The organism is Brachybacterium paraconglomeratum, from assembly GCF_003994255.1.
Classification (GTDB): Bacteria; Actinomycetota; Actinomycetes; order Actinomycetales; family Dermabacteraceae; genus Brachybacterium; species Brachybacterium conglomeratum.
Genome location: NZ_ML133852.1, coordinates 237279 through 258819, shown reverse-complemented (window position 1 = coordinate 258819; position 21541 = coordinate 237279). Strand labels below are relative to the sequence as shown.

The following is a 21541-nucleotide window of genomic DNA, read 5'->3' as shown; positions in this document are numbered from 1 at the left end:
CGTCTCACGCGGTGCGCGTCTCGAGGATCCTCCAGCGGGCCCCGTCCCAGACCAGCACGAGATCGACCTGCGCCGCACCGCTGTTCGAAGTCTCCTGCACGAGGCCGGAGCCCTCGCGCACCTGGCCGGCCTCGGTCGAGACGAGCACGCGCAGCACGGCCCTGCCGTCCTCGTCGGGTCCCTCGATCAGATCGGCCTCGTGCACGACGGGGCCGCTGCCCTGCACCTCGTAGCCCTCGTAGGCCTCGCGGATGCGCTCGTCCTCCTCCTGCGCGGCACCGCCCTCGGCGGCGACGGGCACGTCGGAGACGCCGGTGAGATAGGAGTGGCGGGAGCCCGCGAGTTCCGCCGCCAGCGCCCACGGGTCCTCGATCGCGGGCACCTGCCCCTCCTGCGAGCTGCCGGCGCCCGCAGGAGCTGGGCCGGAGGCGGCCATGGGGGTTTGTGGCGCCGGCTCCGGGCAGTCCATGGTCAAGGTGATCGCCGCCGCCGCGCCGAGGCCGAGGGCGAGCACCACCGCCCCGCTGAGCAGGGCGGTGCGCCGATGTCGACGCTCCCCCAGCACCGCGGAGAGCGCACCGCCGGGCCCGCGCCGACGCGATGACCCGGCGTCCGCTCCGCTCGCGTCGCGCGCCTCGGTCCGCGCTCTGCGCAGCCGAGGCGTCGGAAGCGGCGCCACAGGTCCTGCGTCGGCCGCCTCGACTTCCTCCTCCGCCTTCTCCTGCGCTACCTCCTCCTGTGCCGCGTCCGGCCGGTCCGGCTCCTCCTTCTCGCCCGGTAGCCGCGGCGGATCCGCCGGACCCGCCCCCGCGGGGGCGTCGAGGAGTCCGGGCAGGTCGAGCGAGGGCGCGCCCCCGCCCGGGAGGGCGTGGACCCGTCGGCGCAGCGTCCGCTCCTCGTCCTCGAGCACGGAGTCGATCCAGTGCAGATCCGCGCTGCGCACGGCGAGGGACTGCTCGCGTCGCAGGCCGCTGAGGTCGAGCACCAGCACGCTGCCGTCGGCCCGGACCCCGAGCCCGCGGCCCCGTGGCGCCCCGAGCACCCAGCCGCGCTCGTGGAGCGCCGCGACGAGGGCCTCGAGCTCCTCCCGCGCCCGGGCCTGAGCCACCCGCTCCCCCGTCGCAGGTGCACCGCCGTCGGCGGCGCGTCGTCCGCGGCCTCGCGCGAGAGGCGGGGCGGTCTCGCGGATGTACCCGTCCTCCTCCCTGCCGATCACGTCCGGCGCGGCGCTGATCCCGGCCACCTCGAGCGCGGCGAGCAGCTGCATCTCCGCGGTGACGGACTCCCGCCCTTCCGGGCCCCGCCATCGCACCCGCAGCGCGTCCTCCCGCCCCGGCGCTCCGAGACTCTCCTCCTCGCGCCCGGTCCGGTCCCCGGCGCCACCGTCCAAGCCGGCGCCAGCGGGTCCCGGGCCCTCCCGGCCCGGGCCGTCGCGGCCCGGACCGTCGACCGTCGGACCCAGGACGAACCTGTGGCGTCCTCCGCTCCTGGCGTGCTCCCCCTCATCCATAGCCACAGTGAACCCCACCACGACGCGCACCCCCGCTGGTCATCCACAACGCGCAGGTCGCGGCAGGAGTAGCCTGGAGAGATGCTCGATGTGATCCGTCTCGGCCTCAGCGAGCCGCTCCCCCACGAGGACCGGCACGCACAGTTCGACCTGCCTCCGGGGCCGGTGGACTACCGCGCCGCCTGGGACCTGCAGCGCCGGATCCACGCCGAGGTGGTCGCGGGCGAGCGGCCGGACACGCTGCTCCTGCTGGAGCACCAGCCCGTATACACCGCGGGCAAACTCACCCAGGACCACGAGCGCCCCCGCGACGGCGCCGAGGTGGTGGACATCGACCGGGGCGGGAAGATCACCTGGCACGGGCCGCAGCAGCTCGTCGGCTACCCGATCGTGAAGCTCCCTATCCCGATCGACGTGGTCGGCTTCGTGCGCGCCCTCGAGCAGGCGATCATCGGCGTCTGCGCCGGGCTCGGCCTCGAGACCGTCCCGATCGAGGGGCGCAGCGGGGTGTGGGTGGCTCCCGAGGGCGAGGAGGAGCGCAAGGTGTGCGCGATCGGGATGCGCGTCTCGAAGCGCGCCACGATGCACGGCTTCGCCCTGAACTGCGCCAACGACCTCTCCTGGGCCCAGAACGTGATCCCCTGCGGGATCGACGACGCCGGGGTGACCAGCCTCAGCCGGGAGCTGGGCCGCAGGGTGCCGGTCGCCGAGCTGCTCGACCCGGTCGCGGAGGCGATGATCGACCTCGTGGCGCACCGCACCTCCGCACGGGCGCTGTGAGCGCCGCGCGAGCAGACGGGGTCGATAGACTCCAGGGACGTCGAGACGAGGAGGCATCACGGTGACGATCGCTGCCGAGGGCCGTCGCATGCTGCGCGTCGAAGCGCGCAACGCCGAGGTCCCCATCGAGCGCAAGCCCGAATGGATCAAGACCAGGGCCGTGATGGGCCCCGAGTACACGGCCATGAAGCAGCGCGTGCACGGCCAGGGCCTGCACACGGTCTGCGAGGAGGCCGGCTGCCCGAACATCTTCGAGTGCTGGGAGGATCGGGAGGCGACCTTCCTGATCGGCGGGGACACCTGCACCCGGCGCTGCGACTTCTGCAACATCGCCACCGGCAAGCCGATGGCGGTGGACCCGATGGAGCCGTTCAAGGTCGCGCAGTCGGTCAAGGAGATGGGCCTGCGCTACTCGACGGTCACGGGTGTGGCCCGCGACGATCTCGAGGACGGCGCGGCGGGGCTGTTCGCCCGCACCTGCCAGCAGATCCACGCGATGAACCCCGGCACGGGCGTCGAGCTGCTGATCGACGACATCAAGGGCCGCGGCGAGCACCTCCAGCAGGTGTTCGAGGCGAAGCCGGAGGTGTTCGCGCACAACCTGGAGACGGTGCCGCGGATCTTCAAGCAGATCCGTCCCGCCTTCCGCTACGACCGGTCGCTGGACGTCATCTCGATGGGCAAGGACGCCGGGATGATCACCAAGTCCAACCTCATCCTGGGGATGGGCGAGACGGACGAGGAGATCCTGGAGTCGATGCAGGCCCTGGTCGACGCCGGCTGCGACATCCTCACCATCACCCAGTACATGCGGCCCTCGAAGCTGCACCACCCGATCGACCGCTGGGTGAAGCCCCAGCAGTTCGTCGAGCTGTCCGAGGCCGCGACGGAGATGGGCTTTCTCGCGGTGATGGCCGGTCCGATGGTCCGCTCCTCGTACCGCGCCGGGAAGCTCTGGGCGCAGGCGATGCGCGAGCTCGGCCGCGAGATCCCGGAGAACCTCCGCCACCTCGACTCCGATCAGCCCGCCCGTCAGGAAGCTGCGAGCGTCGTCGCCCGCACCCAGCAGGCCGCCGCGAGCTGACGCTCCGCCGGCCCCGAGAGGACACATCCCCCATGGCTCGCACGTCCGAGACCACGTCCGCCAAGGACGACACGAAGAAGCGCGGCAAGCGCAACGCCGACGGTACGAAGAAGCCCGGTCGCCTCAAGCAGATGCTCGAGGTCTTCAAGTACACGCAGGAGGTCGACCGGTCGACCCTGCCGCTGATGATCCTCGCGGTCGTCGGCGCGATCGCCGTCGGCGTGCTGCTGACCGTGCTGATCTTCGACAGCCCCTGGTACGGCATCTTCATGGGCCTCGCCGTCGGCGTGCTGATCGCGATGATCATCCTGGCGCGCAAGGCGGAGCGAGCGGCCTTCGACCGCATCAAGGGCCAGACCGGCGCGGCGCTCGCCGCGATGCAGTCGATCCGCCGCGGCTGGAACGTCGAGGACGAGCCGGTGCAGATCGATCCCCGCAGCCAGAAGATGCTCTTCCGCGCCTCGGGACGGGCGGGCATCGCGGTCGTGGCCGAGGACTCCACTGGCATCTCGATGAAGCTGCTGGAGAAGGAGCGGCGCAGCATCCGACGCGTGCTCCAGCACGACAACGTGCCGGTCCACCAGATCGTCGTCGGCGACGGCGAGGGCGAGGTGCCGCTGCACAAGCTCCCCACCTACATGCAGCGCATGAAGAAGCAGCTGACCAAGCAGGAGTCCGCACAGGTGACCAAGCGCCTGAACGCGCTGCACCGCTCGCTGCGCCAGCAGGTGCCCAAGGGCGTGGACCCGATGCGCGCCCGTCCGAACCGCAAGGCGATGCGCGGCCGCTGACCCGGCACCCGCCCTCTCGGCGACGCCCCCTCCCGCTTCGGGGGGGCGTCGTGCTGTGCGCGGAAGGGCTGCCCGTGGGGCCGGGAGGCGGCCGTGACCTTCTCGTTATCTGCGTGACCTTTTCGTGACATTCGGCATCGACGCAGGTCAGCGCCATGAAGTGGGGAGGCGTCCTGCGGGTCGACGACAGGGCGCGTCCAGGGGTGCTGGAGTGCTCTCCCCCGCCGGACAGGCGAGGCGGCGGACCACGTCAGAGGGTGACGACCGCGGTGCCCGCGACGACGTCGTGCAGGGGCTGGGTGTCGCGGTTCCAGACCACTGCCGGAAGCACCAGCAGCATCAGCGCGGTGCGCACCACCGCGCGCAGCAGCATCGGGCTGCGGCCTCTGACGGGGACGACCCGCACCCGCAGCAGGAACTGGCCCGGGGTCACCCCGAAAAGCGTCAGGAACAGCACGTTCACCGCCGCGAAGAGGATCAGGTTCGCCAGCGGGTCCCCGCCGAACAGCAGGGCCGAGATGCCCACGCACAGCCCCCAGTCGACGATCAGCGAGAGGGGCCGGCGCCAGAACGGCGCGACGGCGCCGCGGCCCGAGGCCGGCAGTCCGAGAGCGGAGCCCTTGACGTAGCCCGCCTCCCCGGGCGGGCCGTCCATCCAGGAGCCGAGGTCCTTGCGATCGATCACGGGCGGAGCCTACGCGGCAGTGCTGGGAATCGCCGGGCGCTCCCGGGCGCGGGGCACCACTGCCCCTAAGCTTGGTCTCACCCGAGTCCGGGCCCGACGCGGTCCCTCGGCACTCGAGCGGTTCGGCCCCTCGGGGTGAGACAGCACTTAACGCGCCGTACGGCGCGGATGGAGGAGATGTGTTCAACAATCCCAGCGAGGTCACGAAGTACATCGAGGAGGAGGGCGTCGAGTTCATCGACATCCGCTTTTGCGACCTTCCCGGCGTCATGCAGCACTTCAACATCCCGGCGAGCACCTTCGACGAGGAGGCCATCGCGACGGGCCAGCTCTTCGACGGCTCCTCGATCCGCGGCTTCCAGGCCATCCACGAGTCCGACATGAAGCTCGTCCCGGACCTGGAGACGGCCTACCTGGATCCCTTCCGGGAGCGGAAGACCCTCATCGTCAACTTCTCGATCGTGGACCCGTTCACGGACGAGCCCTACTCCCGCGATCCCCGCACCGTCGCGGCCCGCGCCGAGGAGTACCTGAAGTCCACCGGCATCGCCGACACCGCGCTCTTCGCGGCCGAGGCCGAGTTCTACATCTTCGACGACGTCCGCTTCAAGACGTCGGTCAACTCCGGCTTCTACTCGATCGACTCCGACGAGGCGGTGTGGAACACCGATCGCGACGAGTCCGAGTTCGGCGGCAACCAGGGCTACAAGACCCGCCTCAAGGGCGGCTACTTCCCCGTCCCGCCGAACGACCAGATGGCCGACCTGCGCGACGAGATCTGCGCCGTGCTCGAGGAGACCGGGCTGTCGGTCGAGCGCGCCCACCACGAGGTCGGCACCGCGGGCCAGCAGGAGATCAACTACCGCTTCAACACGCTGCTGCAGGCGGCCGACGACGTCATGAAGTTCAAGTACGTCGTGAAGAACACCGTGTGGGACGCCGGCAAGACCGCGACCTTCATGCCCAAGCCCCTGTTCGGCGACAACGGCTCGGGCATGCACACCCACCAGTCGCTGTGGAAGGACGGCGAGCCGCTGTTCTTCGACGAGCGCGGCTACGGCGGCCTCTCTGACATCGCCCGCTGGTACATCGGCGGCATCATCGAGCACTCGCCCTCGCTGACCGCGTTCACCAACCCCACGGTGAACTCCTTCAAGCGCCTGGTGCCGGGCTTCGAGGCGCCGGTGAACATGGTCTACTCGGCCCGCAACCGCTCGGCCGCGATCCGCATCCCGGTCACGGGCTCCTCCCCGAAGGCCAAGCGCGTCGAGTTCCGCGCCCCGGATCCCTCGGCGAACCCGTACCTCGCCTTCGCCGCGCAGCTCATGGCGGGCATCGACGGCATCCGCAACCGGATCGAGCCGCCGGAGCCGATCGACAAGGACCTCTACGAGCTCCCGCCGGAGGAGCACGCCCAGATCCAGCAGCTGCCTGAGTCCCTCGGTGCGGCGCTGGACGCGCTCGAGGCCGATCACGACTACCTCGCCGAGGGCGGCGTGTTCCCCGAGGACCTCATCTCGACCTGGATCGAGCTCAAGCGCACCACGGAGATCGATCCGTTCCGCTTCCGCCCGCACCCGCACGAGTTCGAGCTGTACTACGACATCTGAGTCGACTGCGCTCGTACGTCGAGGAAGGCCCCCGATCTGCTTCGCTGCGGTCGGGGGTCTTCCCTGTTCCCGCCCGGAGGAGCGGCCCAGAGCGGACGCTATTGGCCGCAAGGGCCGCGAGGGTATGGAATAGGAGCATGATCAGTATTGAGATCACTGTCATTGACCGCGGAGGCGTCAGCACTCCCGGCGTCGAATGGGAGGACGGGTAATCCCTCATGGAGTGCCTCGTCCGACACAACTTCCCGATCCTCGCGATCTGCGGCGGCAATGCGTCCTGTTCCACCTGCCACCCCTTTCTCGACGAGGTCTCCTACAAGACCGCCGGCGAGATCGATGAGAACGAGGCTGATGTGTTGGACTCACTCAACGAATCCGAGCGCGAGCCCACGTCCCGACTGACCTGCCAAATCCCCTGGGAGTCGGATCTCGAGGGTGCTGCGGTGACGCTCGGAACCTTCTGATCGTGACCCATCCCAAGTGACGTTCCCGCTGGGAGATGGCATTGCCCTCGCCCAGCGCACCGGCTCCCATCTCCGGGTGCCCGCGCCTCAGCCCTCGGGATCGTCTCCGAGCACCCGCACCTCCTGCGCGCAGCGGCAGGCGACGGCGATCTTCCATGCCCACTCCAGCGCCTCCTCGTGAGTGGCGACCTCGAGCACTGAGTACCCGCCCTCGAGGGGGTCCGTGTCGCTCTGGACTCGCCGTCGGGTGCCGGGAGGCGACGCTCTTACGAGCGAGTGGAACCCCATCCTCCTCGCCTCTGGCGGCGTCAGCATCGATCTCCCCTGAATCCGTTGAGAGAAGCCCCTGGACCTTCCCCGGTTTAAGGGCTTCCGTGTCCCGGTGGTCCGTTGTGCGGGACCGACGAGGTGGGTCCGTCAGGCGAACAGCGCAATGATGCCCGGCACGCTGAGCACAGCAACGTAGTACCCCATGAACTGCACGCCGGTATGTACGGCGAAGAGCTTGTTCAGCATGCCGCCCACCAGACCCACCGTAAGGGTGACGAAGAGGGCGACGACGCCTCCCTCGTAGAGGCAGATCACCATGAGCAGACCCGCGAAGGCACCGACGATCGCCTCGTGCGAGACCGACTGCATGATCCACTTCGCAGCGCGGTGAGCCTGGGTCATGGCGAACGGGTACGTGATGAGCAGGGCCAGGATGACGGCGAAGAGGCCGAACACCAGGAACTGCCACGGCTCGAGCATGTCGTGCAGATTGTTCGTCGCGCCGGTCTCGACGTCGATCGTGTAGACGGGCGGAGCGTTGAACAGCGGCTGCGCCACCGACGCTGCCATCGGGGAGAGCGGCAACCCGATCGCGATCAGCGGGATCAGCGTCTCGGCGATGTACGTAGCTTCCGTCGTCCCGTTCTTCACCGACATCTGTGTGGTCAGGCGCTGATAGGAGCCTTTGATCCGGCTTCCGAATACCTCACCCATCAGCACGGTCATCGCCACTGGTGAGAACACGAAAGTCGCGCTCGAGATCGACGCAGCACCGGCTGTCATGGCAACCTGGCGACGGTCGAGCACCTTGAACGGCGAGGGCATCTTTCCCTTCCACGTCCTGGTGTCAGCCGCGAGCTCGAACTGGCGCTTGCCCTTCCGTTCCAGAGTCTTGCGGCCGATCGGGCTTGCGGCCATGAACAGGTCGAAGATGAGCGGCCCGGTAGCGATCCCCAGGAAGAAGCTCACCGTCAGCGTGCGGTCCAGCAGCGAGAGCGTGAGTGCGTTCAGCCCCAGCACCAGCATCACGAATGGAACCAGCGCGAATACTGCGGCCCAGCGGCTCTTTGAGAGCACTGCGATGAGTATCGCAGCGCCCAGGAAGATCCAGCCGGCGACGGCGCCGATCGCGTCGGCGAACGGAGTCAGGACCCAGGCGAAGAGGACTGCCAGGGGCACTGCGATGAGCGCGGAGATGGCGCCGCCAGAGATCGCCTTGCGCAGAGCGATGTGCGGCACTCCGAGTTCGCGCAGCAGCTGAGCATCGCGGAGCAGCGGAGCAGCCATGGTGTCCCCGGGAATGCCCAGGAGGGTGGTTGGCACTGCATGGGTGATGTGCTTGGCGGAGATGGACGCCATGAAGAACGCGAAGACGCCGACGGGCGGAACACCCAACAGGATGACCAACAGCGTCATCGGCGCGATCGTCGCCGTCTCGTCGGTGCCGGAGACCAGTCCGAGCAGTCCGAAGCCGACGGCGCCGATGAGCGCCATGCCTGCCGCCCAGCCGAGCACGGGGATGAGTTGTTCCATCACTTGCCGACCTGCTCTGCCGGGGATGCCATGACCTGGGGATTCTTGTGGAGATGTCGCTGCTTGAAATCGTCGTAGAGGCCGAGCATCTTGACTTCTTCCAGCACGGCTGCCGGGAACTCGTCTGGGTCGCCGATCGGACCGATCTCGGCCTCCATGGAGTCCATCGCCGTCTCCCGTGAGTTAGCACCGGTGTCGGTCTCGAGGAGGTCCCGCTTGGGCTTGAAGAGGCGAGCGCAGACCACGGCGACCGTCACGCAGGCAGCGAGTCCGATCAGCAGCGAGTACGACCCGACCATCGCCGGATCAATGCCGCTCTCCGCCAGCAGCCACTGCGCGGTGAGGAACACCGTCGTCGCGAACCCGACACCCAGGAGAACCGAACAGAGCAGGTGCTCGGACGAGACGGTGTCTCCCCAGACCTCCAAATAGGTGTCCTTCTCTGGGTCTGACTGTGATTGCTGGGTCACTTGGCGTCCTCTCCCAGGAATGCGATCGCGACCCTGGATGTGATGGGCCTATCCAGGGCAGATGAGAGCCAGGGCGATATCTGGAGCAGCGCGGTCAGGTCAATGCCCGTCTTGATCCCGAGGCCGTTGAGCATCCAGACCAGGTCCTCAGTGGCGAGATTCCCGGTCGCTGACTTCGCGAAGGGGCATCCGCCGACGCCTGCGACCGAGGCGTCGAAGATCCTCACGCCGCTCTGGAGCCCCGCGTAGACGTTTGCGAGAGCCTGTCCATAGGTGTCATGCATGTGGAGACCGAGCATGTCGATTGGGATGCCGGCTGCGGTGAGCGCGGCGAGGGTCTCCTTCACCAGTCCGGGCGTGGCCACGCCGATCGTGTCGCCAAGGGAGAGTTCGTCGACGCCCCACTCGACCATCTCGGAGGCGAGTCGAACCACCTCTCCGGTGGCGACCGGGCCCTCCCACGGGTCTCCGAACACCATTGACAGGTATCCGCGCACCGGCAGCCCTGTCGCTCGCGCTTCGCGCACCACCTCCATAGCTCGGGCCTCTGCTGTGCCGCGGTCGACTGAGAGGTTCGCAGACGAGAAGGACTCGGTCACGCTCAGGAAGACTGCGATCTCCTGCGCACCGGCCGCAACTGCACGTTCGAAGCCCTTTGCGTTCGGGACCAGCACGGGCGTACGAGCCGCCACATCGCGCACCCCGAGCAGCACGTCCTCGCTCCCCGCCATCGGCGGAACGCGGTCCGGCCGAACGAAGCTTCCCGCTTCGATCACTGGCATCCCCGCGGCGGCGAGTCGTCGCACCAGGTCGATCTTCGTGTCCACTGATATCTGCTGAGCTTCCGCCTGCAGACCGTCTCGGGGAGCCATCTCCCAGATCGTCACCTGCTGCGGCAATCCTGCTTCGGGCGCTGGCGCCGGAAGGCCGAGCTCGAGGGCGCTCATCGCTGCGCTCATCGCTGCGCTCGCCCTTCAGCGAGCAGGCGCTCAGCGACGTCGACCCGCACTGCACCCTCGGAGACCATCGCGCTCGAGACCGCATCGATCTCGTCGGCGGTCGCCCCTGCGGAAGCCGCGACATTACGCGCATGCAATGCCATGTGCCCCTGCTGGATGCCTTCGGCCGCGAGCGCGCGCACAGCCGCGATGTTCTGCGCAAGACCCACGGCGGTGGTGAGCTCGGCGAGCTGCTGTGCGGAGTCGACCTCGGACATCGTCACGGCGGCTTGGGCGGTCGGGTGGGTGCGGGTCGCGCCGCCCACCAGACCGACCGGTATCGGGAGCTCGAGCGTGGCGGAGAGGTTCCCCTCGGCGTCGAGGTCGAAGTTCGACAGCGACGAGTACTGGCCGCCTCGTACCGCATGGCTATGCGCACCAGCCTCGACCGCCCGGGTGTCGTTCCCTGTGGCCAGCACCACCGACGAAATTCCGTTCATGATGCCCTTGTTGTGCGTCGCGGCGCGGTAGGGGTCGTCGATCGCGAAATCGACGGCGGCCACCATGTCTTCGACGACTTGCTTGCCGCCGATCACCGCGGCGGGGATCACGCACCGCGCGCGGCTCAGGCGGAGGTCGGCCTTGTTCGTGAGGATCCTCAGCAGTGAGCGACCCCCCGACAGCTCTGAGAGCCCAGGAGCCACTGCCTCCGCCATCGTATTGACCGCGTTGGCACCCATGGCGTCTCCGACGTGCACCACCAGGTGGACGACCACGTGAGTGCGTCGCTTGCCCTCGATCACGCGGACGATGAGCTCGCGTGCACCTCCCCCGATCTCGATCAGACGCGGGTCCTGCGCGTTCGCGAGTTCGAGGATCCGCTGCTCATGCTCCTTGATCCGCAGTTTCGCGCCATATGGATCCAGTACGTCGAGCAGCTGGATCTGAGCCTGCATGAGCGGCAGGGTCGAGGAGGTGAAGAATCCACCGGTATCACGTGTCATCCGAGCAATATTGCTCGCAGCCGCGATGACCGAGGGCTCCTCAGTAGCCATCGGCACCAGCACCTCACGACCGTTCACGATGAAGTTGGTGGCGACGCCGAGCGGGATGCCGATCTGCCCGACCACGTGCTCGACCATCCGATCGGCGCGGTCCATATCGAGCCCGCCGGAGCGGATCGCATCCAGGTGCCCGGACAGCGCGGGAACCTGAGCCCGCACCTTCTCAAGCCTTTCGGCAGGCTCGTCATTGCGAAGTCCGCTCAAGCGGGATGTCGTAGCCACAGTGCTCCTTGTCGGTTGCTCCAGTGCAAGCCGACCCATTCAAACAAGAGCACCGAGGAAGCAACATAGAGACAGTGGCCATAGATCCATGAGCAACTATGTATGGATCGACCTCCGGGCGGCTTCCATGCGTGCGGCCATCTCGAGCCGGAACCGAGCATCTGGTTCGTGCCACTCGACGGGAAGCAGCCCGCCGATGCGCTCAAGGCGCTGTCGCACCGTGTTCGGATGCACCGCCAACCGTCGGGCAATGGCGGTGATGGAACCCTGCTCGTCGAGCGAGGCCATCAGAGTGGTGAAGAGTTCAGTGCCCCGCTTGGCATCCCATTCGAGGAGCGGACGGAGCGTCGACTCGACGAAGACTTCTGCGCGCTCTCCACGGCCGTCGAAGAGGACGGCGTAGGGCGCGAACGCGTCGGCGCGTACCACGCCGGAGGTCTGCCCCATTGCGGACACGAAGTCCCGCGCACCCCGGATGGAGTCGAGTTCGTCAAGCAATGCTCCGAGCGTTGAGGCCTCCTGTTCGACGATCAACAGCTCGCCGATGTTCGCCGCTCGCGCGGCGCGTTCGATCCGCTCGACGAGCCCCGGCTCTGGAGTGAAAGCCCATACCCGTCCCCCGTTGGAGGCGGCAAGGAACTTCTTCTCAGATCGCAGGGAGCGCAGGATCCGCTCCGTACCCACGGGATCCACCAAGAAATGGGCAACCCGCCAAGGACGTGCCGGGTTCAGGCCCCTCACCCTGACCCGTTCGAGAACCTGTTGCTGATCGCCATGGGCATCGACGAGTTCCTTGACGAGCTCCCCTCGAATCCTCTCCTCAGCCAGATCGCTGGCTCGGCGCTGCATCCACACCAGGGCAAAAGCCACGCCCGAGCGCTCCACCGATCGGCGTTCGGCACGAGTGAGAGGGGCCCGGCCGTGTTCAACGAGCACCGCCGCAACTGGCGTCTGCTGCGCCACGATCGGCGCGATCAGCTCTGCCGGACCCTCGTCGAGCACCACGGAACTGCCCTTGTCGAAAGCGCCTCGAAGAGGGGCGAGGAGACCCTCATCCGCAGGAACCAGATCGTCCGGGCCGGCGAGCACCGTGAAGTCCGCGTCGATCACAGCGATCCGGCGGCCGAGGCTATCTTCGAGCGCCGCAGCGATCGTCGGCGGATTCGCACCGGAGGCCACCAAGGAGATGAGCTGCTCGTGCAGTGCAGCGCCCTGGGACACCTCGGCCGCGCTGATCTCGGCGCGGCGTCGCTCCCGCTCCGCCAGCAACGACGCGGAATGGAGATCTTCGACGAGCCTGTCCTGTTCGATCACGATCGCCGCGTGGTCCGCGAATGAGCTCGCGAGGCTGATCTCCTCGGGACTGTACTGACGGGAGCGGCGATCGGCGACGAAGAGAACGCCCAGGACCTCACTTTCCACCAGGAGAGGAACGCCGAGGATCGAGGAGATCCGCTCGGAACCGACGATCCGGTCGATCTCGCAGTCGTGGGGCAGGTCGAAAGATTTCGGATAGTCGTCGACCCACACCGGGCCCATTTTCTGCACTACACGCGACGCGATGCCGACGCCAGGGGGCACGATCATTCCCCGAAAATCCGGATTCGTCTCACCCTGCACGGCACACACTTTGAAGGTCTCGGCATCTTTGTCATAGACCGAGATATAGGTGACGTCCGAGCCCAAGAGTTCGTGTGCCCTCCCAACGATGCTGTCCAGCAGAGCTCCGTCCCGTCGCGCGACCAGATCGTGCGTCAGCGCCACGACGGCCGCGAACTGCAAATCACGGCGGCGCAGTCTTGTGACTCGATCTACGACCTGATCCACGAGCGGTGACAGCTCCGGCGACTCGCTGCGCAGCCATTGCAGAGCACTCGCATCGACATCTCTCCCATCGGCAAGTGCCCCCAGGACAGTGCGGAGTGAATGTGTGTTCATCGGCACCTGGCCCGGGGAATGCCTTCGGTCACCACGCTGATCCCTTCTCCGAACATCGATGTCGGTCCACAGTAGGTGACGGCCCGATCGATTCCGCACGGAGGGTCGGCGTCGCCAAGGCGGAGCTCTTCACCCTGCAGCCAGGTCGCGTCGCCGCAGCAGGAGGAGCCCCGTGATGGCGAGCACTACGGCCAGGGCACCCATCACCAACAACGGCACCACCTCGACGTCCTCCGACGGCACCAGAGCGACGTGGGGACTGATGCGCGAACAGGTGACAGCTGCGGTTAGGCCGCCAGGCTGACGGTCGGGTCCATGATGGTCTCGTACTCGATGGGGGTCAATCGGCCCAGACGAGCCTGTCGGCGACGACGGTGGTAGGTGCGTTCGATCCAGGTGATGATAGCGATGCGCAGCTCTTCTCGGGTCCGCCACCTCTTGCGGTCCAGGACGTTTTTCTGCAGCAGAGCGAAGAAGGACTCCATTGCGGCATTGTCCCCGGCAGCACCGACTTTCCCCATTGACACGATGAGGCGATACCGGTTCAGTGCGTGCACGAACTTCCGTGACCGGAACTGGCTCCCGCGGTCCGAGTGCACGATGCATCCGGCGGCATCGCTACGACGAGATACTGCGTTGTCCAGGGCGTTCACCGCGAGACGTGCCTTCATCCGGTCGCTGATCGAGTAGCCCACGATCCGGCCGGAGAACACGTCCTTGATCGCGCAGAGGTAGAGCTTCCCCTCATCGGTCCGGTGCTCGGTGATATCGGTCAGCCGCAGTTCGTTGACGTCATCGGCCGTGAAATCTCGCTGCACGAGGTCGTCGTGGACCGGCGGGCCCGGCCGTTTCCCGTTCTTCCCCCGCTTCTTCCCGAACACGGACCACCACCGGTTGTCCCGGCAGATCCGCCACGCGGTCCTCTCACACATGAGCTGGCCAGCCGCTTCCGCTTCGCCGGCGAGGAACCGGTAACCGAACTCGGGATCGTCACGGTGGGCGTCGAACAGGGCGTTCGCCCGATACGCCTCGACCAGTTCCGACGGGGTGACCTGCTGTTTCCGCCAGCGATAGTAGGGCTGGCGGGAGAGCTTCAGGACCCGCAGGGACACCGCGACGGGGATCCCGTCAGCGGCGAGCTCGCTCACGAGCGGGTAGAGGATTCTCCCGGCAGATTCGCCTGCGACAGGTAGGCGGCCGCGCGGCGCAGGACCTCGTTCTCCTGCTCCAGCAGCCGGTTCCGGCGACGCAGATCCCGCAGCTCGGAGGACTCCTCGCGGGTGGTCCCGGGCCGGGCACCGTCCTCGACATCGGCCTGGCGCATCCAGTTCGTCAGACAGGATTCGGAGATGCCGAAGTCCTTCGCGATCACCGCGAGCTTCTGGCCAGGTTCACGGTTCCTCGCGACACGCACGACGTCGTCACGGAACTCCTGGGGATAGGGAGCGGGCATGGTCCACATCCTTCCCTGCAACGCTCCACAGCGCCACAGATCATGTGACACCTATACGCGCATCAGTCCCGTCGCAAGTGCTGCACGAAGAGCTCCTGGCCCTCGTCGGCTTCGAGTACCCCATGATCGACGTCCAGCTCGATCGGAAGCATCCTCCCGTTGCTCCTGAGCCCCTCACGGATGCTCGCAGCCTCAGCCTGCATCTGTGAGGTGTTCGCAATGAACTCCAGGAGCACTGGCTTGTCGTGGGATCCGCCGCGAGTAGGCTTCCCGCTGTACGACGGGTGCTGGGAAGCGATGTCTGCGACCTTCCTGCGCACGCTGCCCAAAGACCGGAAGTTGTCCGGTCTCCCTGCCCTGGGGTGGATGTCCGCGGCCCTCAACAGGTCCGACAGTTCTTCGAGCGCCGGTGACTTCCGGTTGAGCTCACGCCACTCGTTCCGGCTCACGAGATCACAAGCGAGGATCACTTCATCGCGCGTCCAGTCCAAGCCATGCTCGGAGTCTACGTGAGCGCCGATAGACTCACAGACGATGAAAGCACCAGCGGCAGAGGGAGTTCGTGCGCTGCTCGAGCCGCTCTCGCTCACCCAAGGCGCTATTGCACGGCAGATGCACGACTACACATAAATGCAGGTCACAGGCTCTATCAGCTGTACTACGACATCTGAGCCGACAGCGCTCGCGCAGCAGAGACCCCCGTCCCGCCGACCGGCGAGGCGGGGGTCTCCGCGTCGGCTCCCGGCGCGCCCCCGCCGTTCGGATCCCGACACGCACTCGTGTCCGACCCCGGCATGATGTACATGTATGTACATGTCCATACCGGTTGCCCGCGGCAAGCGCCGCATGATCGTCGAGACGCTGTCCCGGCGCATCCACGACGGTGAGTACGAGCTCGGCGATCGCCTCGAGGGCGAGCTGCGGCTGGCCGAGGAGTTCGGCGTCTCCCGGACCACGGTCCGCCAGGCGCTCGCGGATCTCCAGCATCAACGGCTGATCGCGACCGAATCCGGACGGGGCTCCTTCGTGATCTTCGACGGGCACCGCCTCGATCAGCAGCAGGGCTGGACGCAGTCCCTCGCCGAGACGGGCAGCGACGTCAGCGCCCGGATCCTCTCGATCGACCATGTCATCCGCGAGGACGTTCCCCTCCTGCCGGAGGAGGTCGATCTCCATCGAGCGGTCGCGATCCGCCGCGTGCGCACCCTCGTCACGGCCGACGGGGACTCGCAGCGGATCTCCTTCGAGTGCGCGACGGTCCCCGCCGCCGGACTGCTCGCCGAGCTGCCGACCACCGGACTGGTCGAGGACTCCCTCTCCGCCACGCTCGCCCGCGCGGGCCTCGCCCCCGCGCGCGGCACCCAGCGCGCCGACGTCCATGCGCTGGACGCGCGAGAGGCCTCGATCCTCGATCGCGCCGTCGGCAGCCCGTTCCTGCGCACCTCCCGCACGTCGTGGACGGCCGACGGCCGCTTCGTCGAGCACGTCGTCTCGCTGCTGGACCCCGCTCACTTCACCCTCGCCCTCACGTTCGGAGACGATGCATGACCACCTCCCCTGCCCTCACCGCACAGGACCGGGCGCACGGGTCCCTGCTCGGCCTCGCCCTCGGCGACGCGCTCGGGATGCCCACCCAGTCCCTCCCCCACCAGAGGATCGCCGCCCTGTACGGGCGGGTCGACAGCCTCCTCGACGCGGCCGACGACCAGCCGATCGCCCCGGCCATGCCGGCCGGTTCCATCACGGACGACACCGAGCAGGCTCTGCTCCTCGCCCAGCTCCTCCTGGACGGCGACGGCCACGTGGACCCTCACGACCTCGCCGCCGCGCTCATCGCCTGGGAGCAGGACATGATCGCTCGGGGATCCCGCGATCTGCTCGGCCCCTCGACCAAGGCGGCGCTGGAGAAGCTGCAGGCCGGCGTCCCGGTCGAGGAGACCGGACGCCACGGCACCACCAACGGCGCGGCGATGCGCATCGCCCCCGTCGGCATCGCCGTCGCCCCGGGTGACGCGCTGCTGGACGCGGTGGTGGAGGCCAGCCAGGTGACCCACCTGACCGGGCTCGGGATCTCCGGGGCCGCCGCGATCGCCGGCGCCGTCTCCGCGGCGCTCGAGGGAGCGGACACCGACGCAGCGCTTGAGGCGGCGCTCGGCCTGGCCGCTCGGGGCGCCTCGCGCGGGAGCTGGATCGCCGGTGCCTCGATCCCTACCCGCGTCCGTGCCTTCCGGACGCCGCTGCGCGCCCTCGGCCCTGCCGCCCGGGACGAGTTCCTGCGGGACGTCGTGGGCACCTCCGTCCAGTCCCAGGAGTCCGTCGTCGCGGCGCTGCTCCTGGTCGACCTCGGACAGGACGACCCCCTCGACGCGCTGTGCACCGCCGCCTCGCTCGGCGGGGACACCGACACCGTCGCGGCCATGGCCGGGGCCGTGCTCGGCGCGCTGCACGGCGCGGACGCCTTCCCGCCCGCCATGACCGCGCAGGTGCGCGAGGTGAACGGGCTCGATCTCGCTCCCCTGGCCGCGCAGCTGCTCGCTCTGCGCCGCCGCGCCGCCCTCTGACCCCGCCCCTCCGAGCACGCCCATCCCTCGAGGAGACATCGATGTCGACCACAGCCCATGGCGGCGAGACCGCCGCCGCACTCCCGAGCGAGCAGGGGGCGCTGGGCGCCCTCGAGCAGCGGGGAATCGAACCCGTCGCCGAGCACGAGCGCACCGGGAGCCCCCTGGAGCTCTTCTGGGTCTGGTTCGCCGCCAACATCTCCGTGCTCGGACTCCCCCTCGGGGTCAGCCTCATCGCGCTCGGACTGTCGGTCGGCCAGTCGATCCTGGTCGCCGTGCTCGGCGCGTTCGGCTCCTTCGCGATCGTCGGCCTGATCTCCATCGCCGGGCGCCGCGGCGGCGCGCCGAGCCTCACCCTCTCTCGCGCGATCTTCGGCACCCGCGGCAACGCCGGACCCACCCTCGTCGCGCTCCTCTCGCGCCTGGGCTGGGAGACCGTCAACACCTCGACCGCGGCGCTCGCCCTGGTCACGATCGTCTCCCTGCTCGCCGGGACCGGCGGCGACGCGAAGTCGGCGCCGCTGATCGCGGTGCTCGGCGTCGCAGTGTTCGTCGCGTTCACCGTCGCCGTCTCGGGCATGGGGCATGCGGCGATCCTCGTGGTCCAGAAGTGGTCGACCTGGATCTTCGGCGCGGCGAACCTCGCCATCCTCGCCTTCCTCGTCGTCAACGTGGACTGGGCCGCCGTGATGGCGCTCCCCCACGGCACCACCGCCGCGGTCCTGACCGGCATCGGCACGATCGCGGCCGGCACCGGCATCGGCTGGGCGAACTCCGGCGCGGACATGGCCCGCTACCAGTCCCCGCGCGTCTCGGCCGCGTCCCTGGTCGCCTCCGCCTCTGCGGGAGCCGGCATCCCACTGGTCGTGATGATCTCCATGGGCGCGATGCTCGGCGCCTCGGACTCCGGGGTCGCCGCGTCCGCGAACCCGCTGGACTCCATCCGCGACATGCTCCCGCTCCCCGTCGCCGTCGCCTATCTGGTCGTCTCCTTCGTGGGCCTGCTGCTCTCCAACCATCTCTCCGTGTACTCCGCCGGCCTCACCACCCTCACCCTCGGGCTGCGGGTGAAGCGTGTCCACGCCGTGCTCGTCGACGTCGTGGTCACCACCACCGCGTCGCTGCTGTTCCTCCTGGTGGCCGACGGCTTCTACGGACCGTTCATCACCTTCATCTCGCTGCTGGCCGTGCCGATCTCCGCCTGGGTCGGGATCTTCCTGGTGGACATGCTGCGCCGACGGGCGTACGACCCGGACGCGCTGCTGGACCTCTCCCCGGGCAGCGGCTACTTCTACACAGGCGGCGTGCGCTGGGCGGCCGTGGTGCCCTGGCTGATCGCGATCGTCGTCGCAGCGCTGTTCATGCAGATCACCCCGGGGCAGACGCCCTGGTACACGGGACCTCTGTTCGATACCTGGATCGGGCGCAACGGCATGGCCTGGCTGCTCTCCCTCACCATCGCTGCCGTCCTCTACGCCGTGATCGGCCTGCGCTCGATCGGCTCCAGGCGATGACCGCGCCGGTCAGGTCCGGGCGGGTGCTGCATGCCGGGCAGGCCGTCGTGGACGTCGTGCTGCGCATCCCGGGGATGCCCGAGCCCGGGGGCGACGTCTTCGCCGCCGCGCACCGGCTGGTCGCAGGCGGCGGAGTGAACACGATGGCCGCCGCCGCACGGGACGGCGCCGAGGTGGTCTACCTGGGCAGCCACGGCACCGGCCTTTTCGGGGACTTGGTCCGGGCGGCGCTGGCAGAGGAGGGCGTGCGCGTCCTCGCCGCCCCGGATCCGCAGCAGGACACGGGCTTCAGCGTCGCCCTGGTCGACGACTCCGCCGAGCGGACCTTCGTCTCCACCCGCGGCGCGGAGGCCGAGACCCCGCTCGCGCAGCTCCTCGCGGGCGCGCCCGTCCCCGGCGACGTCGTGTGCGTCTCCGGCTACTCGCTCGTGCATCCCGTGAACCGCGGGTCCCTCCTGCGATGGCTGCCGGGCCTGGAGGGCGGCGTGCAGGTGGTCGTGGATCCCTCGCCGGTGATCGGCGAGGTCGACCTGGAGTCCGTGCACGCCCTGCTCGCCCGGGCGGACGTCTGGACGACGAACGAGCGCGAGGCCCGACTGCTCGTGGACCGCCTCGAGGGGAGCGCCGAGGGATCCCCGGCGAGGACAGTGGCGGCACCGGCCGGCTCCGACGTCACCGACGCCTCCCCCGACGGCGACCTCCTCGCCCTCGCATCCCGGCTGTGCGCCCTCGCCGGAGCGGTGGTACTCCTGCGCGCCGGTGCACGCGGCGCCGTGCTCGCCCACCCCGGCAGGGAGCCGATCGTGCTCCCGCCCCTCCCCGTGACCGCGGTGGACACCAACGGTGCGGGGGACGCGCACACCGGGGTGCTCTGCGCCCGGCTCGCCGCCGGGGAGCCGCTCGAGGACGCGGCACGGCGGGCGGGGGTGGCCGCGGCGATCGCCGTGACCCGTCACGGGCCGGCGACCTCGCCGACCGCCTCGGAGACCGATCACGCAATGCAAACACTGTAGGTCGAGATACAGCTGTTCTCGTCTGTTCCCTGACGATCCGGCCGCCGCGCCGTCGCCGCTGCTGCACAGCACGGGACCCCCGTCCCGCCGACCGGCGGGACGGGGGTCTCCGCGTCGGTGCTCCGCGCGGTCTCAGCGGCCGGAGCGGTACTGGTACGAGACGACGGCGCCGTCTCCGGGGGCTCCGCCCTCGCCGAACACGCCGGTGGTGGCGTAGACGGTGCCGCGCTCGAGCTCCACGTCGGCCGTCCACGTCGGCCGGCGAGGCGGCCTCGAAGAGGGTGCGTGCCCTCGAACGGCCGGGCGAGATCGTGGAGATCTCGTCGCCGAACATCTCGGCGACGAGGATGTCGCCGTGCGGGGCCATGGCAAGGCCCGTCGTCCCCTGCATGCCGCGGTCGGCGATCGCCCGGGTGTGTCCGGAGCGGGGGCTGACCCGATAGACCGTGCTGAGCGGGAAGGCCTCGCCGAGAGCGCCCTGCAGCGTGGAGACGTAGAGCCTGCCGTCCTTCCCGATCTCGACATCGGTCGGGGCGGGCTCGGGCGTGTACGACGCGCCGACCACGCAGTCCGGCAGTGTGGCACCCCCGAGCATGCCATCGGCGAACGCCCTGTGCTCCTCGGTGAAGGTCACGGCGCTCCCGGGGATGACGGCGAGCGTGGAGATCTCGCCGGTGCGCAGGTCGACGGCGAGGATCGCGTTGGCCGCCGCATCGGCGACATAGGCGGTGCCGCGGTCGACGGTGAGCTGATAGGCGTTGGACTCGATGATGCCGGGGTACTCGTTCAGCAGGATCGGGCCGCCCTCGGGGCCGGGCGGGGCCGCCTCCTCGACGGCGGTGACCGCGGCGGCGCACTGGTCGTCCAGTCCCTTGAAACCGTACGTCTGCCCGCCGCCGGGGTTGTCCTCCGCCTCGTGGACCCAGAGGTCCTCGCTGACGACGGTGCGGTTGCCGTCGCGGTCGACGCGGATCACGTGGCTCTCGGGACCGGTCGCCCCGACAGAGATCTCGAGGTGGTAGGTGGCGCCGTGACGGCCGTCGACGGCGCCGGAGATCCCTCCGCCGGCAGGATCGGGGACCTGGTAGCGGAGGCTCTGCTCGCCCCGTCGGTCGACCTGGGTCACGATCCCGGCGAACGCCTGGGTGACGGTGATCGTGCCGCTGCGGCCGACGGCGAGGGAGCGCGGGCCGTCACTTGTCGTCTACCTGCACTCCTGCTCATGACAGTTTTGGGTGGCCGGACCCGCTCCCCCGGCTCAGCTCTCCGGGTCGTCCCCGAACACCCGCACCTCCTGGGCGCAGCGGCACGCGAAGGCGATCCGGCGTGCCCATTCCAGGGCCTCCTCACGGGTGGCGACGTCGAGCACGGAGTACCCGCCCTCGATGCGGCGGGTCTGCTCGTAGGTGGTCTCCAGCACACTGCCGCTGCCGGTGACCATCACCGGGGGCACGGACTCGTCGATGCCCCCGCCGAAGACCCACACCCCGGCGGCCTTCGTCTCGCGGAGCACGGCATGGGAGTCCTCGGACGCGGCGGCGAGCTCCTCGTCGGACAGGTTCATCGCGCTGCTGGGGAAGGAGATCAGGTATTTCGCCATGGTCGGCTCCTCTCGTCGGCCTCCGCGCCGTCGCGGGGCTC

The 21541-nt window shown here is 68.9% G+C and carries 20 protein-coding genes and 1 pseudogene; 9 read left to right on the top strand and 12 right to left on the bottom strand.

The genetic code is table 11. The annotated features are described in order from the left end of the window. Positions 1-4 precede the first annotated feature (4 nt). Positions 5-1312, bottom strand: coding sequence for a hypothetical protein (locus DS079_RS05300; RefSeq protein ID WP_126985483.1), 1308 nt, complete (start codon positions 1310-1312; stop codon positions 5-7). A gap of 279 nt (positions 1313-1591) precedes the next feature. Between DS079_RS05300 and lipB the strand changes: the two genes are divergently transcribed. The 3 genes from lipB (at position 1592) to DS079_RS05285 (ending at position 4165) form a co-directional block, all read left to right on the top strand. Then, positions 1592-2290: a lipoyl(octanoyl) transferase LipB gene (gene lipB, locus DS079_RS05295; RefSeq protein ID WP_126985481.1), complete on the top strand. Its 699-nt coding sequence runs from the start codon at positions 1592-1594 to the stop codon at positions 2288-2290. Between the two features lie 61 nt (positions 2291-2351). Continuing rightward, positions 2352-3374: a lipoyl synthase gene (gene lipA / locus DS079_RS05290; RefSeq protein WP_126985480.1), complete on the top strand. Its 1023-nt coding sequence runs from the start codon at positions 2352-2354 to the stop codon at positions 3372-3374. A 32-nt stretch (positions 3375-3406) separates the two neighbouring features. Continuing rightward, entirely contained in the window at positions 3407-4165 is a 759-nt protein-coding gene (locus DS079_RS05285; protein WP_010551625.1) for a DUF4191 domain-containing protein, read from the top strand. A gap of 250 nt (positions 4166-4415) precedes the next feature. Here the strand turns inward: DS079_RS05285 and DS079_RS05280 are convergent, their stop codons facing one another. Then, positions 4416-4850: an RDD family protein gene (locus DS079_RS05280; protein WP_126985478.1), complete on the bottom strand. Its 435-nt coding sequence runs from the start codon at positions 4848-4850 to the stop codon at positions 4416-4418. Positions 4851-5029: 179 nt separating this feature from the next. On the opposite strand from DS079_RS05280, the gene glnA reads away from it, so the two are divergent. Together glnA and DS079_RS05270 are read left to right on the top strand one after the other, a co-directional pair. Next, complete coding sequence (gene glnA, locus DS079_RS05275; RefSeq protein ID WP_126985476.1) at positions 5030-6460, top strand: type I glutamate--ammonia ligase; 1431 nt, start codon at positions 5030-5032, stop codon at positions 6458-6460. A gap of 218 nt (positions 6461-6678) precedes the next feature. After that, positions 6679-6924 (top strand): 2Fe-2S iron-sulfur cluster-binding protein, encoded by a 246-nt coding sequence (locus DS079_RS05270; RefSeq protein WP_241237558.1) that lies wholly within the window; start codon positions 6679-6681, stop codon positions 6922-6924. 87 nt (positions 6925-7011) lie between these two features. Here DS079_RS05270 and DS079_RS17720 read toward each other — a convergent pair whose 3' ends face one another. The 8 genes from DS079_RS17720 to DS079_RS05230 all read right to left on the bottom strand — a co-directional run bounded on the left by DS079_RS17720 (position 7012) and on the right by DS079_RS05230 (position 15402). Next, positions 7012-7212 carry a YciI family protein gene (locus tag DS079_RS17720; RefSeq protein ID WP_373877736.1) on the bottom strand — a complete coding sequence of 67 codons (201 nt, stop codon included), beginning with the start codon at positions 7210-7212 and terminating at the stop codon, positions 7012-7014. A 129-nt stretch (positions 7213-7341) separates the two neighbouring features. Next, on the bottom strand, positions 7342-8727 hold the full coding sequence (locus DS079_RS05260; RefSeq protein ID WP_206516137.1) for a tripartite tricarboxylate transporter permease: 1386 nt from the start codon (positions 8725-8727) through the stop codon (positions 7342-7344). Further along, the gene (locus DS079_RS05255) at positions 8727-9197 is read right to left on the bottom strand and encodes a hypothetical protein (protein ID WP_126985472.1); all 471 of its coding nucleotides are present in this window, start codon (positions 9195-9197) and stop codon (positions 8727-8729) included. The genes DS079_RS05260 and DS079_RS05255 overlap by 1 nt, the downstream gene beginning before the upstream one ends. Further along, entirely contained in the window at positions 9194-10144 is a 951-nt protein-coding gene (locus DS079_RS05250; protein WP_126985470.1) for a hydroxymethylglutaryl-CoA lyase, read from the bottom strand. The genes DS079_RS05255 and DS079_RS05250 overlap by 4 nt, the downstream gene beginning before the upstream one ends. Before the next feature lie 8 nt (positions 10145-10152). After that, positions 10153-11421 carry a hydroxymethylglutaryl-CoA reductase, degradative gene (locus DS079_RS05245; RefSeq protein WP_241237557.1) on the bottom strand — a complete coding sequence of 423 codons (1269 nt, stop codon included), beginning with the start codon at positions 11419-11421 and terminating at the stop codon, positions 10153-10155. A gap of 96 nt (positions 11422-11517) precedes the next feature. Then, positions 11518-13359: a helix-turn-helix domain-containing protein gene (locus tag DS079_RS05240; protein ID WP_126985466.1), complete on the bottom strand. Its 1842-nt coding sequence runs from the start codon at positions 13357-13359 to the stop codon at positions 11518-11520. Positions 13360-13646: 287 nt separating this feature from the next. After that, positions 13647-14812 (bottom strand): IS3 family transposase gene (locus tag DS079_RS05235; protein WP_241237556.1). Its coding sequence is split into 2 segments (ribosomal slippage): positions 13647-14525 and positions 14528-14812, totalling 1164 coding nucleotides; the frame shifts between segments, so codons are not numbered across the junction. Positions 14813-14874: 62 nt separating this feature from the next. Further along, positions 14875-15402: a hypothetical protein gene (locus tag DS079_RS05230; protein ID WP_206516136.1), complete on the bottom strand. Its 528-nt coding sequence runs from the start codon at positions 15400-15402 to the stop codon at positions 14875-14877. 223 nt (positions 15403-15625) lie between these two features. On the opposite strand from DS079_RS05230, the gene DS079_RS05225 reads away from it, so the two are divergent. The 4 genes from DS079_RS05225 to DS079_RS05210 are packed head-to-tail and all read left to right on the top strand — an operon-like array spanning position 15626 to position 19900. Beyond that, a complete protein-coding gene (locus DS079_RS05225) occupies positions 15626-16360 on the top strand; it encodes a GntR family transcriptional regulator (protein WP_164736116.1) in 735 nt (244 codons plus the stop codon). Beyond that, positions 16357-17373 (top strand): ADP-ribosylglycohydrolase family protein, encoded by a 1017-nt coding sequence (locus tag DS079_RS05220; protein ID WP_126985461.1) that lies wholly within the window; start codon positions 16357-16359, stop codon positions 17371-17373. Before DS079_RS05225 ends, DS079_RS05220 begins: the two co-directional genes overlap by 4 nt. Before the next feature lie 41 nt (positions 17374-17414). After that, positions 17415-18887 (top strand): purine-cytosine permease family protein, encoded by a 1473-nt coding sequence (locus tag DS079_RS05215; protein WP_126985459.1) that lies wholly within the window; start codon positions 17415-17417, stop codon positions 18885-18887. Continuing rightward, on the top strand, positions 18884-19900 hold the full coding sequence (locus DS079_RS05210) for a PfkB family carbohydrate kinase (RefSeq protein WP_126985457.1): 1017 nt from the start codon (positions 18884-18886) through the stop codon (positions 19898-19900). Before DS079_RS05215 ends, DS079_RS05210 begins: the two co-directional genes overlap by 4 nt. Before the next feature lie 298 nt (positions 19901-20198). On the opposite strand, the pseudogene DS079_RS17715 reads toward DS079_RS05210, so the two are convergent. Both DS079_RS17715 and DS079_RS05200 read right to left on the bottom strand, forming a co-directional pair. After that, positions 20199-21056 (bottom strand): annotated as a pseudogene (locus DS079_RS17715) (ScyD/ScyE family protein); the annotation flags it as partial. 102 nt (positions 21057-21158) lie between these two features. Further along, on the bottom strand, positions 21159-21500 hold the full coding sequence (locus tag DS079_RS05200) for a YciI family protein (RefSeq protein WP_126985455.1): 342 nt from the start codon (positions 21498-21500) through the stop codon (positions 21159-21161). Positions 21501-21541: the final 41 nt, after the last annotated feature.